This is a genomic window from Paraburkholderia sp. GW821-FHT02A12, assembly GCF_059422005.1.
This window is the reverse complement of record NZ_JBWKWA010000001.1, coordinates 4160716-4181277: the sequence shown is the minus strand read 5'-3', so window position 1 is coordinate 4181277 and position 20562 is coordinate 4160716. Positions and strand designations below refer to the sequence as shown.

General features: G+C 61.9%; 25 protein-coding genes and 1 tRNA gene. 25 read left to right on the top strand and 1 reads right to left on the bottom strand.

The window, feature by feature from the left end; genetic code table 11:
* The first annotated feature begins 7 nt into the window (after positions 1 to 7).
* The 17 genes from AC07WT_RS19260 to tatC all read left to right on the top strand — a co-directional run bounded on the left by AC07WT_RS19260 (position 8) and on the right by tatC (position 12457).
* Positions 8 to 247: a BolA family protein gene (locus AC07WT_RS19260; RefSeq protein ID WP_028199637.1), complete on the top strand. Its 240-nt coding sequence runs from the start codon at positions 8 to 10 to the stop codon at positions 245 to 247.
* A 111-nt stretch (positions 248 to 358) separates the two neighbouring features.
* A complete protein-coding gene (murA, locus tag AC07WT_RS19255; RefSeq protein ID WP_492592197.1) occupies positions 359 to 1621 on the top strand; it encodes a UDP-N-acetylglucosamine 1-carboxyvinyltransferase in 1263 nt (420 codons plus the stop codon).
* Entirely contained in the window at positions 1618 to 2313 is a 696-nt protein-coding gene (hisG, locus tag AC07WT_RS19250) for an ATP phosphoribosyltransferase (RefSeq protein WP_494948134.1), read from the top strand. The genes murA and hisG overlap by 4 nt, the downstream gene beginning before the upstream one ends.
* 48 nt (positions 2314 to 2361) lie before the next feature.
* A complete protein-coding gene (hisD, locus tag AC07WT_RS19245) occupies positions 2362 to 3684 on the top strand; it encodes a histidinol dehydrogenase (RefSeq protein WP_494948133.1) in 1323 nt (440 codons plus the stop codon).
* 194 nt (positions 3685 to 3878) lie between these two features.
* Complete coding sequence (gene hisC / locus AC07WT_RS19240; protein WP_494948132.1) at positions 3879 to 4949, top strand: histidinol-phosphate transaminase; 1071 nt, start codon at positions 3879 to 3881, stop codon at positions 4947 to 4949.
* Positions 4950 to 5052: 103 nt separating this feature from the next.
* Complete coding sequence (gene hisB / locus AC07WT_RS19235) at positions 5053 to 5640, top strand: imidazoleglycerol-phosphate dehydratase HisB (RefSeq protein ID WP_115106637.1); 588 nt, start codon at positions 5053 to 5055, stop codon at positions 5638 to 5640.
* Positions 5641 to 5699: 59 nt separating this feature from the next.
* Positions 5700 to 6320, top strand: a complete 621-nt coding sequence (locus tag AC07WT_RS19230) for a MarC family protein (protein WP_494948131.1) — start codon at positions 5700 to 5702, stop codon at positions 6318 to 6320.
* Complete coding sequence (gene hisH, locus AC07WT_RS19225; RefSeq protein WP_494948130.1) at positions 6317 to 6958, top strand: imidazole glycerol phosphate synthase subunit HisH; 642 nt, start codon at positions 6317 to 6319, stop codon at positions 6956 to 6958. Before AC07WT_RS19230 ends, hisH begins: the two co-directional genes overlap by 4 nt.
* Positions 6959 to 7172: 214 nt before the next feature.
* On the top strand, positions 7173 to 7925 hold the full coding sequence (hisA, locus tag AC07WT_RS19220) for a 1-(5-phosphoribosyl)-5-[(5-phosphoribosylamino)methylideneamino]imidazole-4-carboxamide isomerase (RefSeq protein WP_042329166.1): 753 nt from the start codon (positions 7173 to 7175) through the stop codon (positions 7923 to 7925).
* 169 nt (positions 7926 to 8094) lie between these two features.
* Positions 8095 to 8868 (top strand): imidazole glycerol phosphate synthase subunit HisF, encoded by a 774-nt coding sequence (gene hisF / locus AC07WT_RS19215; RefSeq protein WP_494948129.1) that lies wholly within the window; start codon positions 8095 to 8097, stop codon positions 8866 to 8868.
* 1 nt (position 8869) lies between these two features.
* On the top strand, positions 8870 to 9280 hold the full coding sequence (gene hisI / locus AC07WT_RS19210; RefSeq protein ID WP_492592204.1) for a phosphoribosyl-AMP cyclohydrolase: 411 nt from the start codon (positions 8870 to 8872) through the stop codon (positions 9278 to 9280).
* Positions 9277 to 9651: a phosphoribosyl-ATP diphosphatase gene (locus AC07WT_RS19205; protein WP_492592205.1), complete on the top strand. Its 375-nt coding sequence runs from the start codon at positions 9277 to 9279 to the stop codon at positions 9649 to 9651. Before hisI ends, AC07WT_RS19205 begins: the two co-directional genes overlap by 4 nt.
* An 85-nt stretch (positions 9652 to 9736) precedes the next feature.
* A complete protein-coding gene (locus tag AC07WT_RS19200) occupies positions 9737 to 10132 on the top strand; it encodes a DUF4870 family protein (RefSeq protein ID WP_494948128.1) in 396 nt (131 codons plus the stop codon).
* Positions 10133 to 10232: 100 nt separating this feature from the next.
* Positions 10233 to 10598: a histidine triad nucleotide-binding protein gene (locus AC07WT_RS19195; protein WP_115106621.1), complete on the top strand. Its 366-nt coding sequence runs from the start codon at positions 10233 to 10235 to the stop codon at positions 10596 to 10598.
* Positions 10599 to 10843: 245 nt separating this feature from the next.
* Positions 10844 to 11083, top strand: a complete 240-nt coding sequence (tatA, locus tag AC07WT_RS19190) for a Sec-independent protein translocase subunit TatA (protein ID WP_341314152.1) — start codon at positions 10844 to 10846, stop codon at positions 11081 to 11083.
* Positions 11084 to 11121: 38 nt separating this feature from the next.
* Entirely contained in the window at positions 11122 to 11643 is a 522-nt protein-coding gene (gene tatB, locus AC07WT_RS19185; RefSeq protein ID WP_492592207.1) for a Sec-independent protein translocase protein TatB, read from the top strand.
* Between the two features lie 34 nt (positions 11644 to 11677).
* Positions 11678 to 12457 carry a twin-arginine translocase subunit TatC gene (tatC, locus tag AC07WT_RS19180; RefSeq protein WP_492592208.1) on the top strand — a complete coding sequence of 260 codons (780 nt, stop codon included), beginning with the start codon at positions 11678 to 11680 and terminating at the stop codon, positions 12455 to 12457.
* A 172-nt stretch (positions 12458 to 12629) separates the two neighbouring features.
* On the opposite strand, the gene AC07WT_RS19175 is transcribed toward tatC, so the two are convergent.
* On the bottom strand, positions 12630 to 13850 hold the full coding sequence (locus AC07WT_RS19175; RefSeq protein WP_492592209.1) for a Do family serine endopeptidase: 1221 nt from the start codon (positions 13848 to 13850) through the stop codon (positions 12630 to 12632).
* Between the two features lie 19 nt (positions 13851 to 13869).
* On the opposite strand from AC07WT_RS19175, the gene AC07WT_RS19170 reads away from it, so the two are divergent.
* The 8 genes from AC07WT_RS19170 (at position 13870) to AC07WT_RS19135 (ending at position 20300) form a co-directional block, all read left to right on the top strand.
* A complete protein-coding gene (locus tag AC07WT_RS19170; protein WP_492592210.1) occupies positions 13870 to 14616 on the top strand; it encodes a Nif3-like dinuclear metal center hexameric protein in 747 nt (248 codons plus the stop codon).
* Positions 14617 to 14837: 221 nt separating this feature from the next.
* Positions 14838 to 15458, top strand: a complete 621-nt coding sequence (petA, locus tag AC07WT_RS19165; RefSeq protein WP_492592267.1) for a ubiquinol-cytochrome c reductase iron-sulfur subunit — start codon at positions 14838 to 14840, stop codon at positions 15456 to 15458.
* Positions 15459 to 16838 carry a cytochrome b gene (locus AC07WT_RS19160; protein ID WP_494948127.1) on the top strand — a complete coding sequence of 460 codons (1380 nt, stop codon included), beginning with the start codon at positions 15459 to 15461 and terminating at the stop codon, positions 16836 to 16838. It abuts the gene before it with no gap.
* Between the two features lie 22 nt (positions 16839 to 16860).
* Complete coding sequence (locus AC07WT_RS19155) at positions 16861 to 17616, top strand: cytochrome c1 (protein WP_492592212.1); 756 nt, start codon at positions 16861 to 16863, stop codon at positions 17614 to 17616.
* Positions 17617 to 17710: 94 nt separating this feature from the next.
* Positions 17711 to 18322 carry a glutathione S-transferase N-terminal domain-containing protein gene (locus AC07WT_RS19150; RefSeq protein WP_006052302.1) on the top strand — a complete coding sequence of 204 codons (612 nt, stop codon included), beginning with the start codon at positions 17711 to 17713 and terminating at the stop codon, positions 18320 to 18322.
* Positions 18323 to 18391: 69 nt separating this feature from the next.
* Positions 18392 to 18919, top strand: coding sequence for a ClpXP protease specificity-enhancing factor (locus AC07WT_RS19145; RefSeq protein WP_494948126.1), 528 nt, complete (start codon positions 18392 to 18394; stop codon positions 18917 to 18919).
* 19 nt (positions 18920 to 18938) lie between these two features.
* Positions 18939 to 19014: transfer RNA gene (locus tag AC07WT_RS19140), tRNA-Thr, on the top strand.
* A 716-nt stretch (positions 19015 to 19730) separates the two neighbouring features.
* Positions 19731 to 20300 carry a TetR/AcrR family transcriptional regulator gene (locus tag AC07WT_RS19135; protein ID WP_494948125.1) on the top strand — a complete coding sequence of 190 codons (570 nt, stop codon included), beginning with the start codon at positions 19731 to 19733 and terminating at the stop codon, positions 20298 to 20300.
* Positions 20301 to 20562 lie beyond the last annotated feature (262 nt).

Below are 20562 nucleotides of genomic sequence, written 5' to 3'. Positions count from 1 at the left end.
TTCTCTCATGTTGCCGACTCCCGAACAGGTCAAGCAATACATCGCGGCTGGGCTCGCTTGCCAGCATCTCGAAGTCGAAGGCGACGGCCAGCATTTCTTTGCGACCATCGTTTCGCCGAGCTTCGAAGGCAAGCGTCTGATCGCGCGCCATCAACTCGTGTATGCGGCGCTCGGCGACCGCATGCGCGAAGAAATCCACGCGCTCAGCATGAAGACGCTGACGCCCGCCGAATGGCAGAACGCGTAATCTGGAAATTTAGTGCGAATTACTCAAGAAGGGCGCGAGGCCGGTAGCGGCGCGCCGAACACAAGCAAAGCAGGCCCGGCTGAAGGCCGGGTCCATCAGGAACTGACAGGCATGGATAAACTCGTCATTGAAGGTGGCTACCCGCTTTCGGGTGAAGTCGTCGTCTCAGGTGCGAAGAACGCGGCGTTGCCGATCCTTTGCGCGGGTCTGCTCAGCGCGGAACCGGTGCATCTGGAAAACGTGCCCGACTTGCAGGACGTGCGCACGATGCTCAAGCTGCTCGGCCAGATGGGCGTGCGTATCGAGAGCGGCGCGGGGCGCGTGGCGCTGGACGCGTCGAAGGTCGATAACCTCGTCGCGCCGTACGAACTGGTGAAGACGATGCGTGCGTCGATCCTGGTGCTCGGCCCGCTGGTCGCGCGCTTCGGCCACGCCAGGGTGTCGCTGCCGGGCGGCTGCGCAATCGGCGCGCGTCCGGTCGATCAGCACATCAAGGGTCTGCAGGCGATGGGTGCCGAAATCACGATCGAACACGGCTTCATCGAAGCGCGCGCGAAGCGTCTGAAGGGCGCGCGCATCGTGACCGACATGATCACGGTGACCGGCACCGAAAACCTGCTGATGGCCGCCGTGCTGGCCGAAGGCGAAACGGTGATCGAGAACGCCGCGCGCGAACCGGAAGTCGGCGACCTCGCGCATCTGCTGGTCGAGATGGGGGCAAAGATCGAAGGCATCGGCACGGACCGTCTGGTGATCCAGGGCGTCGACAAGCTGCATGGTGCAAAGCACACGGTGATTCCGGATCGTATCGAAGCCGGCACGTTCCTGTGCGCGGTGGCCGCCGCCGGTGGCGACGTGACGTTGCGCAAAGTGCGTCCGCTGATTCTCGAAGCCGTGACGGACAAGCTGCGCGAAGCGGGCGTGACGATCGAGGAAGGCGAGGACTGGATGCGCGTGCGCATGGACAAGCGTCCGAGCGCGGTCACGTTCCGCACCTCCGAGTACCCGGCGTTCCCGACCGACATGCAGGCGCAGTTCATGGCGCTGAACACGCTCGCCGAAGGTACGTCGCAGGTGGTGGAAACGATTTTCGAAAACCGCTTCATGCACGTGCAGGAGTTGAACCGCCTCGGTGCCAACATCACGGTCGACGGCAACACCGCGCTCGTAACCGGCGTCGACAAACTCTCGGGCGCGAAGGTGATGGCCACCGATCTGCGTGCGTCGGCGAGTCTCGTGATTGCCGCGCTGCGTGCCGAAGGCGAAACGCTGATCGACCGCATCTATCACCTGGATCGTGGTTATGACCGGATGGAAACCAAGCTCACCGCAATCGGCGCGAAAGTGCGCCGCATTTCCGGGAGCGAGGCATGAGCTCGATGCCGCAAACGTCGTCGCCCGCGGTGTGCGTGCCGCTCACGTTGGCTTTGTCGAAAGGGCGTATCTTCGAAGAGACGCTGCCGCTGCTCGCCGCAGCCGGCATCGAAGTGGCTGAAGACCCGGAAACCTCGCGCAAGCTGATTCTGCCCACCACGGACGCGAACCTGCGCGTGATCATCGTGCGCGCCACTGACGTCCCGACTTACGTCGAGTACGGCGCAGCCGATTTCGGCGTGGCCGGCAAGGACGTGCTGCTCGAACACGGCGGCAGCGGGTTGTATCAGCCGGTCGATCTGGATATCGCGCGTTGCCGGATGTCGGTCGCGGTGGCGGCGGGGTTTGACTATGCGAGCGCCGTGCGTCAGGGCGCCCGGCTGCGGGTGGCCACCAAATACGTCGAAACCGCACGCGAGCATTTCGCCGCCAAGGGCGTTCACGTCGACCTGATCAAGCTGTACGGCTCGATGGAGCTGGCGCCGCTGGTCGGCCTCGCCGATGCGATCGTCGACCTGGTGAGTTCGGGCAATACCTTGCGCGCCAACAATCTTGTCGAGGTGGAGGAGATCATGCAGATTTCGTCGCGCCTCGTTGTGAACCAGGCGGCGCTGAAGCTCAAGCGCGCCGCGCTGCGGCCGATCCTCGACGCGTTCGAACGCGCGTCGAAGCCCGGCGCTGCAGCGGCCTGAGCAGTTTGACCACGCTGTCAAGCGCGCCTTACCGAAACGGATACCCGTATGTCTATCAAGATTCGCAAACTCGATTCCACTGCTTCCGGCTTCCAGAAGTCGCTGCATGCGGTGCTCGCGTTCGAGGCGAGCGAGGACGAAGCAATCGAGCGCTCGGTCGCGCAGATTCTGAACGACGTGAAGGCGCGCGGCGATGCCGCGGTGCTCGAGTACACGAACCGCTTCGACCGCGTCGGCGCGACGAGCGTCGCGGCGCTCGAGCTGCCGATGTCGGAACTCGAAGCGGCGCTCGAAGGCCTGGAGCCGAAGCGTCGCGCGGCGCTCGAAGCGGCGGCGGCGCGCGTGCGCGGTTATCACGAGAAGCAGAAGATCGAGTGCGGCAGCCATAGCTGGCAGTACACGGAAGCCGACGGCACCGTGCTCGGCCAGAAGGTTACGCCGCTGGATCGCGCGGGTATTTACGTGCCGGGCGGCAAGGCGGCGTATCCGTCGTCGGTGCTGATGAACGCGATTCCGGCGCGGGTGGCCGGCGTGCGCGAAATCATCATGGTCGTGCCCACGCCGGACGGCGTGAAGAATCCGCTGGTGCTGGCGGCTGCCTTGCTGGGCGGCGTGGATCGCGTGTTCACGATCGGCGGCGCGCAGGCGGTGGGCGCTCTCGCGTACGGCACCGAAACCATCCCGCCCGTCGACAAGATCTGCGGCCCCGGCAACGCGTACGTCGCGTCCGCCAAGCGCCGCGTGTTCGGCACGGTCGGCATCGACATGATCGCCGGGCCGTCGGAAATTCTCGTGTTGTGCGACGGCACCACGGATCCGCGCTGGGTCGCGATGGACCTGTTCTCGCAAGCCGAGCACGACGAACTCGCGCAATCCATCCTGCTGTGCCCGGACGACGCGTTTATCGGCCGCGTGCAAGATGCGATCGACGAGCTGCTGCCCACCATGCCGCGCCGGGACGTGATCCGCGCGTCGCTCGAAGGCCGCGGCGCGCTGATCAAGGTGCGCGACATGGCCGAAGCCTGCGCGATCGCCAACGACATCGCGCCGGAGCACCTCGAAATCTCCGCGCTGGAGCCGCATCAATGGGGCAAGCTGATCCGCCACGCCGGCGCGATCTTCCTCGGCCGCTACACCAGCGAAAGCCTCGGCGACTATTGCGCGGGGCCGAATCACGTGCTGCCTACGTCGCGTACCGCACGGTTTTCGTCGCCGCTGGGCGTCTATGATTTCTTCAAGCGCTCCAGCGTGATCGAAGTCAGCGCGGACGGCGCGCAGACGCTCGGCGAGATCGCCGCCGAACTCGCCTACGGCGAAGGCCTGCAGGCGCATGCCCGCAGCGCCGAATACCGGATGCGGCAAAACGGCTGAAGGCGGGCCTGAAAGCGGCCGAATGCGGACAATTCGATGATGGAGCAGGCGGGCATCGGGCCGATGCCCGCGAACTTCGCCGACGGATTTCGCGCGGTTTTCCGTTGAATAACGACAATACAGACCAACCTGGAGCGGCCGGCGCGCCGCCGATGCCAGGCCGGCTTCTCCCTTGCGGCCCGGTCCGCTGACTTATGACGACACCTCAAGACATCATCCGCCGCGACGTGCTCGCGATGACGAGCTACCCGGTTCCGGACGCGACGGGCTATATCAAGCTCGACGCGATGGAAAATCCGTTTCCGCTGCCGCCGGTGCTGGCCGCGCACCTGGGCGAGCATCTGGCCGGCGTCGCGCTGAACCGTTATCCGGCGCCGCGTCCGGAAGCGCTGATCGAGAAGATCAAGCGCGTGATGGGCGTGCCGGCCGGCTGTGACGTGCTGCTCGGCAACGGCTCGGACGAGATCATCAGCATGGTGTCGATCGCGTGCGCCAAGCCGGGCGCCAAGGTGCTCGCGCCGATGCCGGGTTTCGTGATGTACCAGATGTCGGCGAAGCTGGCGAATCTGGAGTTCATCGGCGTGCCGCTGAAGGCCGACTTCACGCTCGACACGGAAGCCATGTTGGCCGCGATCGCCGAGCACGAGCCGGCCATCGTCTACCTGGCCTACCCGAACAATCCGACCGGCACGCTCTATGACGACGCCGACATGGAGCGCATCATCGCCGCGGCGAGCAAGAGCCTCGTGGTGATTGACGAGGCTTATCAGCCGTTCGCGCAGCAAAGCTGGCTGCCGCGCGCCGACGCGTTCGACAACGTCGTCGTGATGCGCACGGTATCCAAGCTCGGTCTGGCCGGAATCCGCCTCGGTTACCTGGTCGGCAAGCCCGCGTGGCTGACCGAATTCGACAAGGTGCGCCCGCCGTACAACACCAACGTGCTGACGCAGGCCGCCGCCGATTTCCTGCTCGACCACGTCGACGTGCTCGACACCCAGGCCGCGCAACTGCGCGAAGAACGCACGAAACTCGCGCAGGCCGTGGCCCAATTGCCGGGCGCCGAAGTGTTCCCGAGCGCCGGCAACTTCCTGCTGGTGCGGGTGCCCGATGCGTCCGTTATGTTCGAAACGCTGCTGGCAGCGCGGGTTCTGATCAAAAACGTGAGTAAAATGCATCCATTGCTGGCCAATTGCGTGCGTTTGACCGTTGGCTCCCCTGACGAAAACGCCCAGTTGGTCGCCGCACTAAAACTCGTGCTGCATTGAACGGCCTTAAAGGGCTGCGTGAGTGCTTCGGCATGGCGCGCGCGGCCCGCCGTTTTTCCATCCCACACTACTATCGCTTTCTAGCTAGATTCGAGGAATTACCATGCGCCTTGCGGAAGTCGTTCGCAACACCAGCGAAACGCAGATCCGTGTGAAGATCAATCTGGACGGCACCGGTCAGCAGAAGCTGGCCACCGGCGTGCCGTTCCTCGACCACATGCTCGACCAGATCGCGCGGCATGGCTTGATCGATCTCGACATCGAAGCGCATGGCGACCTGCATATCGACGACCACCACACGGTCGAAGACACCGGCATCACGCTCGGGCAGGCAGTCGCGAAAGCCATCGGCGACCGCAAGGGGATTCGCCGCTACGGTCATTCCTACGTGCCGCTCGACGAAGCGCTGTCGCGCGTCGTGATCGACTTCTCCGGCCGTCCGGGCCTCGAATTCCATGTGCCGTTCACGCGCGCGCGCATCGGCACGTTCGACGTCGATCTCTCCATCGAATTTTTCCGCGGTTTCGTGAATCACGCCGGCGTGACGCTGCATATCGACAATCTGCGCGGCCTGAACGCCCATCACCAGATGGAAACGGTGTTCAAGGCGTTCGGACGTGCGTTGCGTATGGCCGTCGAACTGGACGAACGCGCGGCGGGGCAGATTCCGTCGACCAAGGGCAGCCTTTAAGCGCTCATTTACCTGCCTCGGAACCTGGACCGGCTGCGCTCGCGCGCGCCCGGTATGCGATGGACATTCTGAAGTCGTTTATTTCGCTGCTGGCGCTGATCAATCCGATCGGCGCCATCCCGTTCTTCATGAGCCTGACGGCGCAGCAGGGCGAGCTCGAGCGGCGCAGGACCATCCGCATCGCGGCGATTTCGGTGTTCTGCGTGATCGCGGTGACCACGCTGCTCGGGCAGCAGATCATCAGCTTCTTCGGCATTTCGGTCGGCTCGCTCGAAGTGGGCGGCGGGATCATCATGCTGCTGATGGCGATCAACATGCTGAACGCGCAGATCGGCAACAGCCGTTCGACGCCGGAAGAGCGCCACGAAGCCGAGCAGAAGGACAACGTCGCGGTCGTGCCGCTGGCGATTCCGCTCCTGACCGGCCCGGGCGCGATCAGCACGACGATCATCTATGCGGCCGGCTCGGCGCATTGGTATAACCGGCTCAGCCTGATCGCGATCGGCGCGGTGCTGGCGGCGATCTGCTTTTTTTCGCTGCGTCTTGCCGAGCCGATTGCCCGCTGGGTGGGTCGCACGGGTATCAACATCGGCACGCGGCTCATGGGTTTGATGTTATCGGCGCTGGCGGTGGAATTCATCGTCGATGGATTGAAGGCATTGCTGCCTAACTTGAAATGAAAACTTCGATAGCGATTGTGGATTACGGAATGGGCAACCTGCGTTCGGTGGCTCAGGCGCTGCGCAAGGCTGCGCCGGAAGCGGACGTGGCGATCGTCGATCAGCCTGAGGCGATCCGCGCGGCCGACCGCGTGGTGCTGCCCGGTCAGGGCGCGATGCCCGACTGCATGCGCTGCCTCGCCGAATCCGGCCTGCAGGACGCGGTGCTCGAGGCGTCGCGCAGCAAGCCGCTGATGGGTGTGTGCGTGGGCGAGCAGATGCTGTTCGACTGGAGCGCCGAGGGCGGCACGCCTGGCTTGGGCCTTCTGCCCGGCAAGGTGCTGCGCTTCGACCTCGAAGGCCAGCTGCAGGACGACGGCTCGCGCTTCAAGGTTCCGCAGATGGGCTGGAACCGCGTGCGTCAGACGCAGCCGCATCCGCTGTGGGACGGCATCGCGGACAACGCGTTCTTCTATTTCGTGCACAGCTATTACGTGGTGCCGGACAACGCCGCCCATACTGCGGGCGAAACTGTGTACGGTGTGCCCTTTACCTCGGCGGTGGCGCGGGATAACATCTTCGCGACCCAATTTCACCCGGAAAAGAGCGCCGAAGCGGGCCTGCGCGTGTATCGCAACTTCGTGCACTGGAACCCGTGAGCGCCTTTCCTCATCCTGTTGCCGTGCGCCGTTCCGCTACGAGCGGGGCGGCTGCCGCGCGCCACAGCCTCGGCAAGACGATTTCTCAGCTCCATCGCGCCCAGCAAGGATGCCGAAAGAGTTGTACTAAACTAGCGGAACGGCGTTGCGGCGAACTGGCTCACCAGCCGCTGCCGCCAACCTTCAACCACCTCCCTGACAACACCCGATTGCTATGCTGCTGATTCCCGCCATCGACCTGAAAGATGGTCAGTGTGTACGCCTCAAACAAGGCGATATGGACCAGGCGACGATATTCTCCGAGGAACCGGCGGCGATGGCCCGGCATTGGGTCGACCGCGGCGCCCGGCGTCTGCACCTCGTCGACCTGAATGGCGCATTCGCCGGCAAGCCGAAGAACGAAGACGCGATCCGCGCGATCATCGAGGAAGTGGGGGGCGAGATTCCCGTCCAGCTGGGCGGCGGTATCCGCGACCTGAACACGATCGAGCGCTATCTCGACGACGGTTTGTCGTACGTGATCATCGGCACGGCGGCGGTGAAGAATCCGGGTTTCCTGCAGGACGCATGCACCGCGTTCGGCGGCCATATCATCGTCGGGCTGGATGCGAAAGACGGCAAAGTCGCCACCGACGGCTGGAGCAAGCTGACCGGCCATGAAGTGGCCGATCTGGCGCGCAAATTCGAGGATTACGGCTGCGAATCGATCATCTACACCGATATCGGCCGCGACGGCATGCTGCAGGGCATCAACATCGAAGCAACGGTGCGTCTCGCGCGCGCGGTGAAGATTCCGGTGATCGCGAGCGGCGGCCTGTCGAACCTCGCGGACATCGAATCGTTGTGCGAAGTCGAGGACGAAGGCATCGAAGGCGTGATCTGCGGCCGGGCAATTTACTCGGGCGATCTGGACTTCGCGGCTGCGCAGACCCTCGCGGACCGGCTGCGCGAATCGGACGACGCCTGAACGGCGCAATCCGCTCAAGCGGACTCGATCGGACATAGCGGCGCGTCCTGAAAGCGCGTCATGCCGTGCGTGTTCGACACACTGGCGGCCCGACGCGGCGAGCCGCGCCGGCACTGTGCCGCTCCCGAACGAGCGGCCTCATCAGCGGTATTGGCAGAATTGCAAGATCATGGCTCTAGCTAAACGCATCATCCCCTGTCTCGACGTCACGGCTGGACGCGTGGTCAAGGGCGTCAACTTCGTCGAGCTGCGCGATGCGGGCGACCCCGTCGAAATCGCGCGCCGCTACGACGATCAGGGCGCCGACGAGCTCACCTTCCTCGACATCACTGCCACTTCCGACCAGCGCGATCTGATCCTGCCGATCATCGAGGCGGTCGCCTCGCAGGTGTTCATTCCGCTGACGGTCGGCGGCGGCGTGCGCGCCGTCGAAGACGTGCGGCGCCTGCTGAATGCGGGCGCGGACAAGATCAGCATGAACTCGTCGGCGGTCGCGAATCCGCAGCTCGTGAAAGACGCCACCGACAAATACGGCTCGCAATGCATCGTTGTTGCGATCGACGCGAAGCGCGTGTCCGCGGACGGCGAGCCGCCGCGCTGGGAAGTTTTCACGCATGGCGGGCGCAAGGCGACCGGGCTGGACGCCGTCGAATGGGCGCGCAAGATGGCCGAACTCGGCGCCGGCGAAATCCTGCTGACCAGCATGGACCGTGACGGCACCAAGAGCGGTTTCGATCTGGCGCTCACGCGCGCGGTGTCGGACGCGGTGCCGATTCCGGTGATCGCCTCGGGCGGCGTCGGTTCATTGCAGCATCTGGCCGACGGCATCAAGAACGGCCACGCGGACGCGGTGCTGGCCGCCAGCATCTTCCACTACGGCGAACACACCGTGGGCGAGGCCAAGCGCTTCATGGCCGATCAAGGCATTTCGGTGAGGTTGTGACGTGCTGAATCCCTCGGAAGTGGACTGGCTCGACAAGGTCAAATGGGACGCGAACGGCCTCGTGCCGGTGATCGCGCAGGAAGCGTCGACGAACGACGTGCTGATGTTCGCGTGGATGAACCGCGAGGCATTGGCGAAAACCGTCGAAACCGGCCGCGCGGTGTATTTCTCGCGCTCGCGCCAGCGTCTGTGGTTCAAGGGCGAGGAGTCCGGCCACGTGCAGCATGTGCACGAAGTGCGGCTCGATTGCGATGAAGACGTCGTGCTGCTGAAGGTCGAGCAGGTGTCGGGCATCGCGTGCCACACCGGCCGCCACTCGTGCTTTTTCCAGAAATTCGAAGGCACGGCCGACGATGGCGACTGGGTCGCCGTCGAGCCCGTGTTGAAAGACCCCGAACACATCTACAAATGACGCAATCCACGCAACCTACTAGCGACACGCTGCTGCGGCTCGCCTCGATCATCGACAGCCGCAAGGGCGGCGATCCTGATATCTCGTACGTGTCGCGCCTGTTCCACAAGGGCGATGACGCGGTGCTGAAGAAGATCGGCGAGGAAGCCACCGAAGTCGTGCTGGCGGCCAAGGACGCGCGCCACGGCGGCGCGCCGAACGCGCTGGTCGGCGAAGTGGCCGACTTGTGGTTTCACTGCCTCGTGATGCTGTCGCATTTCGATCTGAGCCCGGCGGACGTGCTCGCCGAACTCGAGCGTCGCGAAGGCACCTCGGGCATCGAGGAAAAGGCGCTGCGCAAGAGCCGCGAACGCGAGCAGAACGGCGACTGATTGCCACATAATGTCTTGAAGTAGCGAACGCCGGCGCCCACATTGCACTGAACACATCCGACCGCATCCTCAGGAGGACGCAAGCATGGAACAGTCGCACAACAGTTACCAGCCGCCGGCGTATCGCAACGCGATCGACTCCGACCGCGAGCGCAGTCTGCGCACGCTCACCCATGTGCTGTACGCGCTGTATGCGGTCCATTGGCTGACGGGCGGGATTTCGATTCTGATCGCGGTCATCATCAACTACGTGAAGCGGCAAGATGTGGCCGGCACACCGTACGAAGCACACTTCGAGTGGCAGATCCGCTCGTTCTGGATGGGCCTGGTCGGCTATCTGATCGGCGGCGCGCTGGTTTTCGTCCTGATCGGCTTCCCGGTTCTGTGGGCCGTCAGCATCTGGATGTTGTACCGTATTATCAAGGGCTGGCTGTATCTGTACGATAACAAGCCGCTCGCGGATCCGCGCGGCTGGTTCTGAGTGTCGTCTGCTGGCTACTGGGCCGGAAAAGAAAACCGCGGAACCGCGCCGAACGCTTCGCGCTTTAGTCATACCGCGGCCATACCGCGTCAGGAACACGATGAGTCACGACCCTAATTGCCTTTTCTGCAAGATCGCCGCCGGCGAGATTCCGTCGACCAAAGTCCACGAAGACGAAGAGTTTGTTGCCTTCCGCGACATCCGTCCGGCGGCCGAAACGCATGTGCTGGTGATTCCGCGCAAGCACATCGCGACGCTGTCGAACTGCGCCGAAAGCGACGCATCGCTGCTTGGTAGAATGCTTGTCTTAGTGGCGCGTTTGGCCGACCAGTTGGGCGTGGCTTATACCGGTGGCGACACCGGTTTTCGCACGGTGATCAATACCGGTCCCGGCGGCGGGCAAGAGGTGTATCACCTGCACGCGCACATTCTGGCGGGACCGCGTCCGTGGCATCGGATGGGCTGACGAATAACACATGGCTGCCGGCTGCACGGCGAGTTTTGGCCATGGACAATAGCGCAGCGTTGTTTTTGCCGCACTGTAACGACGCCGACGCGATCGTCTGGTCACAATTACATTCACTGTGCCGCTGGTTGAATCGGAAGGGTCTGCGGTAACGTATAGATGAAGCGTGCGCGCTTCGATTCACGCCGCAAGGCATAAGAGTTGTGCCGCATCCATAGGCGGCGTCGGGGTTAAGGAGAGTAGTCATGGGTTCGTTGAGTATTTGGCATTGGCTGATCGTGTTGTTGATCGTCGCTCTGGTGTTCGGCACGAAGAAGCTGCGCAATATCGGTACCGATCTGGGTGGCGCAGTGAAGGGCTTCAAGGAAGGCATGAAGGAAGCCGAAACGCCGGCTGACGCGCAACAGCAGCGCGAACTGCCACGCAACGGCGCCGTGGATGTGGACGCGAAGGAAAAGACGCCGCGTTCCGGCGATTACCGCTAAGCCGCGGCCCACCGCGTTACTGACGGACATTCCACTTCATGCTGGACCTCGGTCTAACCAAGATGGCGCTGATCGGCGTCGTCGCGCTAGTCGTCCTCGGGCCTGAGCGCCTGCCACGCGTCGCTCGCACTGCCGGCGCGCTGTTTGGCCGCGCGCAGCGGTATATCAACGACGTCAAGGCCGAAGTCACGCGCGAAATCGAACTCGACGAACTGCGCCGGATGAAGAGCGAGTTCGAATCGGCGGCGAGCAATGTCGAAACCGCCGTTCACGACAATCTGCGCAAGCACGAAACCGAGTTGAACGATGCCTGGAATTCAGGCACGTCGGTGACACCGAGCATTGCCGGTGGCGCGCTCGAAGGTGACGTGGGCACGTCGTCGTGGCAAACCAGCACGCCGGCCGCAGCGCCCAAACGCAAGAACTGGCGCGTCAAGCAGACCGCCATGCCCACCTGGTACAAGCGCGCCACGACGCGCCGCACGCGCGTGCAATCGGGCGCGGCGCGCGTGGCCCGTCATACGCCGGCCACGTTGCGTCGTCCGACGCGGTTCTTCTGATGATCAGAACGACAATCTCTAACCGAGGGCCGGTGTGAGCGACCCCCAGCATACCCAGGACGAAGGCACTGAAGAGACCTTCATTTCCCACCTCGTTGAACTACGCGACCGCATCATCCGAGCGGGCCTCGCCGTCATCGTGGTGTTTGTCGGACTCGTGTACTGGGCGCCGGACATCTTCCGGCTACTCGCGCGACCGTTGATGATGAACCTGCCGAAGGACGGCAAGATGATCGTCACCGATGTCACCGGTTCGTTCTTCGTGCCGATGAAGGTGACCATGCTGGTCGCCTTCGTGATCGCGCTGCCGATCGTGCTGTACCAGATCTGGGCGTTCGTCGCGCCGGGTCTTTATCAGCATGAGAAGAAGCTGGTCGGTCCGCTGGTGGGCAGCAGCTACACGCTGTTCCTGTGCGGCATGGCGTTCGCGTACTTCGTGGTGTTTCCGACCATCTTTCGCGTGATGGCGCACTACAATGCGCCGCTCGGCGCGGAGATGACCACCGATATCAACAATTACCTGAGTTTCGTGCTGACCATGTTCATTGCGTTTGGCGTGACCTTCGAGGTGCCGATCGTGGTCGTGCTGCTGGTTCGCATGAACTTGCTGACCATCAAGAAGCTCAAGGAAATTCGTCCGTACGTGATCGTCGGCGCGTTTGTGGTGTCGGCTGTGGTGACGCCGCCAGATGTGTTCTCGCAGCTGATTCTGGCGATTCCGCTGATTGTGCTGTACGAGGCGGGCATCATCGCGGCGCGGTTGATTGTCGGCAAGCAGCCGGTGGCGGCCGAAGACGCGAGTCCGCCGAATTGACGTAGCGTTTCACGCGCTGGCCGGAAGCACGGCAAACCGCAGTTTTTGCAAACAAAAGGGCAGTCCGCAATGGACCGCCCTTTTTTGTCTTACGGCCGCAGTGCTGCCATGTCCGTCTGGGGGTTTGCCGGTGCGGCCTGTGCGCTTGCGGCTCGCGCTGCCCGCTCGTGTGTTAACCGCCGTCGTCGTCCTGCTGATCGCCGCCGCTGTTGTCCGCCGGTTGCTTCGGCGGCGGCGGGCGCTTGCCGATCGTCACGTCCAGATCCATTTCACGGCTCTTGCGCACCAGATGAACCTTCGCGGCCGTGCCCGGCTTGATCTGCGCGATGACATTCAACAGACGTGTAGTGTCGGTGATGTCCTGGCCATTCACGCTCATCAGGATGTCGCCGGGCCTGATGCCGGCGCGGTCGGCGGGGCCGTTCTTCAATACGCCCGCGACGATCGCCCCCGATTTCTGCTCCAGCCCGAACGATTCGGCGATCTCCGGCGTCACGTCCTGCGGCTCGACGCCGATCCAGCCGCGCGTCACCGAACCGGTGGTGATGATGCTCTCCAGCACGCTGCGCGCCGTCGACACGGGGATCGCGAAGCCGATGCCGAGCGAGCCGCCCGAGCGCGAATAGATCGCCGTATTGATGCCGAGCAGATTGCCGTTCACGTCGACCAATGCGCCGCCCGAGTTGCCCGGGTTGATGGCCGCATCGGTCTGAATGAAGTTTTCGAAGGTGTTGATGCCGAGGTGATTGCGCCCGAGCGCGCTGACGATGCCCATCGTCACCGTCTGGCCGACGCCGAACGGATTGCCGATCGCCAGCACCACGTCGCCCACGCGCGTCTGGTCCATGCGGCCGAGCGTGATGGTGGGCAGATTGGTCATGTTGACCTTGAGCACGGCCAGATCCGTTTCCGGATCGACGCCGATCACCTTCGCATTGGTGGTGCGACCATCGGCCAGGGCGATTTCGATCTGATCCGCGCCGTCCACTACGTGCTGGTTCGTTAGAATGTAACCTTCCGAACTCACTATCACACCCGAGCCGAGATTCGCTGCGGGTTGCTCCTGCTGCTTGCCTTTGTTCTTGTCGCCGAAGAAGTAGCGGAACAGCGGATCTTTCGCGCGCGGATCCGGCGGCAGGGAGCCATCCTTGCTCGAGAACACGTTGACGACGGCGGGCATGGCCTTTTGCGCGGCGTCTGCATAAGACGCCTGTGCAGGGCCGCTGCCGATGCCCGGCGCCACTTCCCGCAGCGCGACGATCGGTTCGGCAAGTTGCTTGCCGAATTGCCCTTGACGCTGGAGCCACTGCGGTTTGAGGGTCGCGATGATGAACATCAGCGCCAACAGCACGGTCACCGCTTGGGCAAAGAACAGCCAAAAGCGTCTAAGCATCTGAAGACTAGAGGTTTATATGGATCGGATCGAACTTGAATTGTACTTGAACAATCTCCTTGAAACCGCGCGCTTCAAGGACTATTGCCCCAATGGACTGCAGGTCGAAGGGCGGCGCAAGATCAACAAGCTCGCGACCGGCGTGACCGCTTCGGTGGCCTTCCTGGAGGCCGCGCTGGACTGGGGCGCGGACGCCGTGCTGGTCCATCACGGCTACTTCTGGCGCAACGAGGCGCCGCAGATCACCGGCCGCAAATACACGCGCCTGAAGCTGCTGCTCGCCAACGACCTGAACCTGTTCGCCTACCACCTGCCGCTCGACGACCATCCCGAGTTCGGCAATAACGCGCAGATCGGCGCGAAGATGGGCTGGATCAGCGACGCGCGCTTCGGCGAGAACGACCTCGGCTGGCTCGCCACGTTTCCGATGCCGATCACGCTCGCGCACTTCACCGCGCAAGTGGAGCACACGCTCGGCCGCACGCCGCTCGTGTTCGGCGACGCCGATCGCGAACTGCGCCGCGTCGGCTGGTGCACCGGCGCCGCGCAAGGCATGTTCGACGCCGCCATCGACGCGGGCGCCGACGTCTATCTGACCGGCGAAGTGTCGGAGTCGGTCATGCACACGTCGGCGGAAAGCGGCGTCGCGTTCCTCGCGGCCGGCCATCACGCCACCGAGCGTTTCGGCGTGCAGGCGGTCGGCAAGCATCTGTCCGAGTCGTTCGATATCGAACACCTGTTTATCGATATCCCTAATCCCGTTTGAATTGGAAATCCGCATTAGAGAAGAAAAAGGTACGAATAACGAAGGGAGCACTTAAAAGGAGGTGCAAAAAAGTTTGCGATCCGTACGGAGAAACCCTGAGATATCAATGGCTTCGCACGGTTTTTGGCAATCGGCCCTTGTAAATGGCGACTCCATTCGCGCAAACTAGCGGCGGTAGAAGCGACGTGAAGGAAAAATCCAACTCAGAAGTGGGGCGTGTGATGCGAGACAAGGAAGATGAACGCGTCGACGGCAGCCGCCGTACCTGGCTGATAGCGACGACCGTAGCAGGTGGCATTGGAGGCGTTGCCACTGTCGTACCCTTTGTTAGTTCGTTTGCACCATCTGAAAAGGCCAAGGCGGCAGGCGCCCCGGTCGAAGTCGACATCAGTAACCTCAAGCCCGGCGACATGATGACCGTCGCCTGGCGCGGCAAGCCGGTATGGATCATCAACCGCACCGACAAGATGCTCGCCGATGTCCAGAAAGCCGATAACGAAGTAGCGGATCCCCACACCAAGAATGCTTTTTCGATGCCGTTGCCGGAGTACTGCGACAACGAATTCCGTTCGCGGACCGATCACAAGAACCTTTTCGTCGCCGTCGCCGTGTGCACCCATCTGGGCTGTACGCCAACGCCGCGCTTCCAGGAGGGCGCGCAGCCCAATCTTCCCGACGACTGGCCTGGCGGCTTTCTGTGCCCGTGCCACGGCTCGACCTACGACATGGCAGGCCGCGTCTTCAAGAACAAACCTGCGCCGCAGAATCTGGACGTCCCGCCTTACATGTTCACCTCGGCGAATACCCTCGTGATCGGCAAGGACGAGAAAGGAGAAGCGTAAATGGCGATCGAACACGAAGTGGAGACGACCGGACTGGCCGGCTGGATCGATCGGCGCTTTCCGATGACGTCGACGTGGAAGAAGCACGTCTCCGAGTACTACGCGCCGAAGAACTTCAACTTCTGGTACTTCTTCGGCTCGCTGGCGCTGCTGGTGCTGGTCAACCAGATCGTCACCGGCATCTTCCTCACGATGGACTACAAGCCCGACGCGACGCTCGCGTTCTCGTCGGTCGAGTACATCATGCGCGAGGTGCCGTGGGGCTGGCTGATTCGCTATATGCATTCCACGGGCGCGTCGATGTTTTTCGTGGTCGTGTATCTGCACATGTTCCGCGGGCTGATGTACGGCTCGTATCGCAAGCCGCGCGAACTGGTGTGGATTTTCGGCTGCGCGATCTTTTTGTGCCTGATGGCCGAGGCGTTCTTCGGCTACCTGCTGCCGTGGGGCCAGATGTCGTTCTGGGGCGCGCAGGTGATCGTGAACCTGTTCTCGGCAATTCCGTTCATCGGCCCGGATCTGTCGCTGTGGATTCGCGGCGATTACGTCGTTTCGGACGTCACGCTGAACCGCTTCTTCGCGTTTCACGTGATCGCGATTCCGCTGGTGCTGATCGGGCTGGTGATCGCTCACGTGGTGGCGCTGCATGAGGTGGGGTCGAACAATCCGGACGGCATCGAGATCAAGGCGAAGAAGGACGCGAACGGCATTCCGATCGACGGCATTCCGTTTCATCCGTACTACTCCGTGCACGATTTCATGGGCGTCAGCGTGTTCTTGCTGGTCTTCGCCGTAATCATCTTTTTCGCGCCGGAGATGGGCGGGTATTTCCTCGAAGCGAACAACTTCATTCCCGCCAATCCGCTGCAAACGCCGCAGGAAATTGCGCCAGTGTGGTACTTCACGGCATTTTATGCGATGTTGCGCGCCACCACCGATCCGTTCAAGATCGTCCTGATGATCATCATCGCGCTGCTCGGCCTGGTCGCGCTGGTGCGCGCCCGGGGCAAGTGGAAGCTCGGCTTGCCGGTGCTCGCGGTGCTGGTCCTTCTGGCGATGGCGTTCACCGAATCGAAGTTCTGGGGCGTGGTGGTGATGGGCGGCGCGGTGATCTCGCTGTTCTTCCTGCCGTGGCTCGATCGCTCGCCGGTGAAGTCGATTCGCTACCGGCCGTTTTTTCACAAGGTGTTCTACGGAATCTTCGTGCTCGCTTTCCTGACGTTGGGCTTCCTCGGCACTAAACCGCCGTCGCCGGCTTCGACGTTGATTGCGCAGGTGTGCGCGTTGATCTACTTCGCGTTTTTCCTCGGTATGCCGTTCTGGACGCGGCTTGGCACGTTCAAGCAGCCACCCGAACGGGTGCGGTTCAAGCCTCACTAATCGCGTGCCAGGAGAACACGAAATGAAAAAACTGCTTTCGACGTGTGCGCTGATCGGCGCGACACTGCTCGCGCTGGCCGCAGGCCCGGCGCGCGCGGACGAGAATTTCCCTCTCGACCGCGCGCCCGATAACGCAGAGAATTTCGCTTCTTTGCAGCACGGCGCGCAATTGTTTGTAAACTACTGCCTGAATTGCCACAGCGCGAACCTGATGCGCTACAACCGGCTGACCGATCTCGGCATTACGCCGGGCGCAATCCAGTCGAACCTGCTGTTCACCACCGACAAGGTCGGCAATACCATGACCGTGGCGATGCGCCCGGAAGACGCGAAAGCGTGGTTCGGCGCGAGTCCGCCGGATTTGTCGGTGGAAGCGCGAGCGCGCGGCAAAGACTGGCTGTACACGTATCTGCGCAGCTTTTATCGCGACGATACGCGGCCGACCGGCTGGAACAATCTGGTGTACGAAAACGTGAGCATGCCTCACGTGCTGTGGCAGCTTCAGGGGCAACGTACCGCGAAGTTCGGTGACGCAACCGACGAAAAAACAGGCGAAACGGTGCACAAATTTGTGGGCTACCAACAGGTCACGCCGGGGACGATGTCGCCGGTAGATTATGATTCTGCTGTGGCCGACCTTGTGTCGTACCTGTCATGGATGTCCGAACCGACGCAGAAAACCCGCAAACAGCTTGGCGTGTGGGTGCTGCTGTTCCTCGGCATTCTGAGCTTTTTCGCCTGGCGATTGAACGCCGCGTACTGGAAACATATCAAATAATCACGCCGTCATCGGCGTGGGGCCGGCGTCAGGAAAAACCTGCTGAACGGTTTTTCCGCGCGCTGGCCCTTCAGCTTTTTGAGGAAACGTAAACATGATGGTTCTGTATTCCGGCACAACTTGCCCGTTCTCCCAGCGTTGCCGGCTGGTGTTGTTCGAAAAGGGCATGGACTTCGAGATCCGCGACGTCGACCTGTTTAACAAGCCGGAAGACATCGCGGTGATGAATCCGTATGGTCAAGTGCCGATTCTCGTCGAACGGGACCTGATTCTGTACGAATCGAACATCATCAACGAGTACATCGACGAGCGCTTCCCGCACCCGCAACTGATGCCGGCCGATCCGGTTCAGCGCGCCCGCGCCCGACTGTTCCTGCTCAACTTCGAAAAGGAACTGTTCGTCCACGTCGGCACGCTTGAAAACGAAAAGGGCAAGGCCGCCGAGAAGAATCACGAAAAGGCACGCCTTGCGATCCGCGATCGCCTGACGCAGCTCGCGCCGATCTTCCTGAAGAACAAGTACATGCTCGGCGAAGAGTTCTCGATGCTCGACGTGGCGATCGCGCCGCTGCTGTGGCGTCTGGATCACTACGGTATCGAGCTGTCGAAGAACGCTGCACCGCTGATGAAGTACGCCGAGCGCATTTTCAGCCGCCCGGCTTATATCGAAGCGCTGACGCCTTCGGAAAAGGTGATGCGTCGTTGAGTTTGGCTTTGGGGTGAGGCGGCGCGCGTATGATTTTGCGCGCGCCCGCACCCAGTAAGAGGACTGTTGATGCAAGAGACTTCCACCAAGCCTTATCTGTTGCGCGCGCTCTACGAGTGGTGTACGGATAACGGCTACACGCCGCACATCGCGGTGCGGGTCGACAATCAGACGCGAGTGCCGCGCCAGTTCGTGCGCGACAACGAAATCGTGTTGAACATCAGCTTCGAGGCGACCAGCCAGTTGCAGATGGGCAACGAATGGATCGAGTTCAGCGCGCGTTTCTCCGGAAAGTCGCACAAGATCGAAGTGCCGGTCGCCAATATTCTTGCGATCTACGCGCGCGAAAACGGGCAAGGTATGGCGTTCCCTGTCGAGTCGGCAGGCGGCGAGGCGCAGGATTCGGGCGCCGATGCGGAACTGGCGGACGAAATCGAGTCGCCGGCCGCGCCGAGCGGGGCTGTGCCGCGCGCGGTCGTTGTGTCGCCGGCGGCGGATACGGCGTCCGCTAAAGCGGATGGCGCCGCCGACGGACCGCAACCTGACGACGATGGTTCAAAAGGTGGCGGAAGGGCTCGCCTTAAGATAGTGAAATGAAGTAAAATCACGGCCTCATGCCGGCTTAGCTCATCAGGTAGAGCGCTTGACTTGTAATCATGAGGTGGCGGGTTCGAGTCCTGCAGCCGGCACCAGTAGTACGAAACGGGTTTCTGAAGATTTTCAGAAACCCGTTTTTTATTTTGAGCGGCGTTTAGACGCGTTCAGCGCACGAGCAATAATGCGGCGCAATGCGGCGTTAATGGTTTTGATTGGGATGCGGCTGACTAAGCTAACTACGAGCCGATTCTGGAAAATACGAGTTGCGGACGCGATATACGTCCGCAACTGAAATGTTGGTTTTTTTAATTGACGCTTTAGAAGCTGTGATTGCGCCGGTGCCACTCTCTCAGGTTCTTTCATGCAACGGTGTATCCCCGTAGCTGAAGCGACTATACCGGAGCTATACGGGTCTGTCTATTGTCTTGCTGGAAAGTAACTGTGCGATTTGCGTGAACGAACGTGCTTTTGTTCTGGCAAGCGGCATCGATTACTAATAACGACACGAAGTCCTATACTGCGGCGCAATTGTTTGCATTGAACGAGATTCATGTCCGAGACTCAGTCGAATAGATTTGGCGTGCTATTCGGCCGCGTGCGCGAGGTAGTAGACGAGAGACAGGAGGTGAACTCGTTCGCAATCAAGAGCCCAGCCGCGCCCTCCGTCGACGCTGCGAGTCCAGTCACACGTCACCACACCCATATAGAACATCCTGCCTGTACAGCGCTTACCACTGAAACCGCTTGTTGCAAATAGCGAATGGGCGCGCTTGTATAATCGTTTCCCAGATATTCAACAAACAAGGCCGCCGTGTCCGACAAGCGTCAGCAGATTCTCGATACCGCAACGATTCTGTTCAGCAAGCATGGTTACCATGCCGTCGGCGTGGACTGGATCATTGCCGAATCGGGCGTCGCGAAAATGACCATGTACCGGCATTTCCCGTCCAAAACCGATCTCGTCATTGCAGTGCTGCGGCAGCGTCAGGAGCAATGCGCGGTGTCGCTCAAGGCATTCGTCGCCGAGGCGGATACGCCGCTGGGCCGTCTCGAACGTGTCTTCGAATGGCATCAAGACTGGTTCAGAAGCGCGATGTTCACCGGCTGCATGTTCGTGCACGCCGCTTCAGAATTCGCCGACAAAGGCAGCTGCATCCACGGCATTACCGTCGAACAAAAGGCTGAGCTGACGCAGTTCATCGAGGAACTGGCCGCCGACATCGTGTCTGCCGAGCAGGCAAAAGTATTGGCGCCGGTGATCGTGATGCTGCTCGACGGCGCCACGCTCGCGGTGCAAATCTCCGGCCGGGAAACCGCCGCAACGGATGCCTGGAACGCCGCGCGCGACTTGCTGGCCATGCACTCCGCGGCCGCAGCGTAGTTCGGGACAGGGCAGCCGGCCAGACTCCGCAGAGGCAAAAAACGCCGGTTTTGCTCAGATCTCTTTCACCTTGTCGATATTGGACTTTTTAGTCTACGAAGCGCCCTTTGAACGCCGGAAAGGCCAATAGCATCGGCGTCTCCAGCGGCATCCACGAACGAATACCGCAGCGCGAACCTTGGCGACAGAGGTACTATTCGGGCGTCAGTCGGCATCGCAAGAAGATCACTCCGGCGGGCAACGCCCCCGACGACGCGAGGTT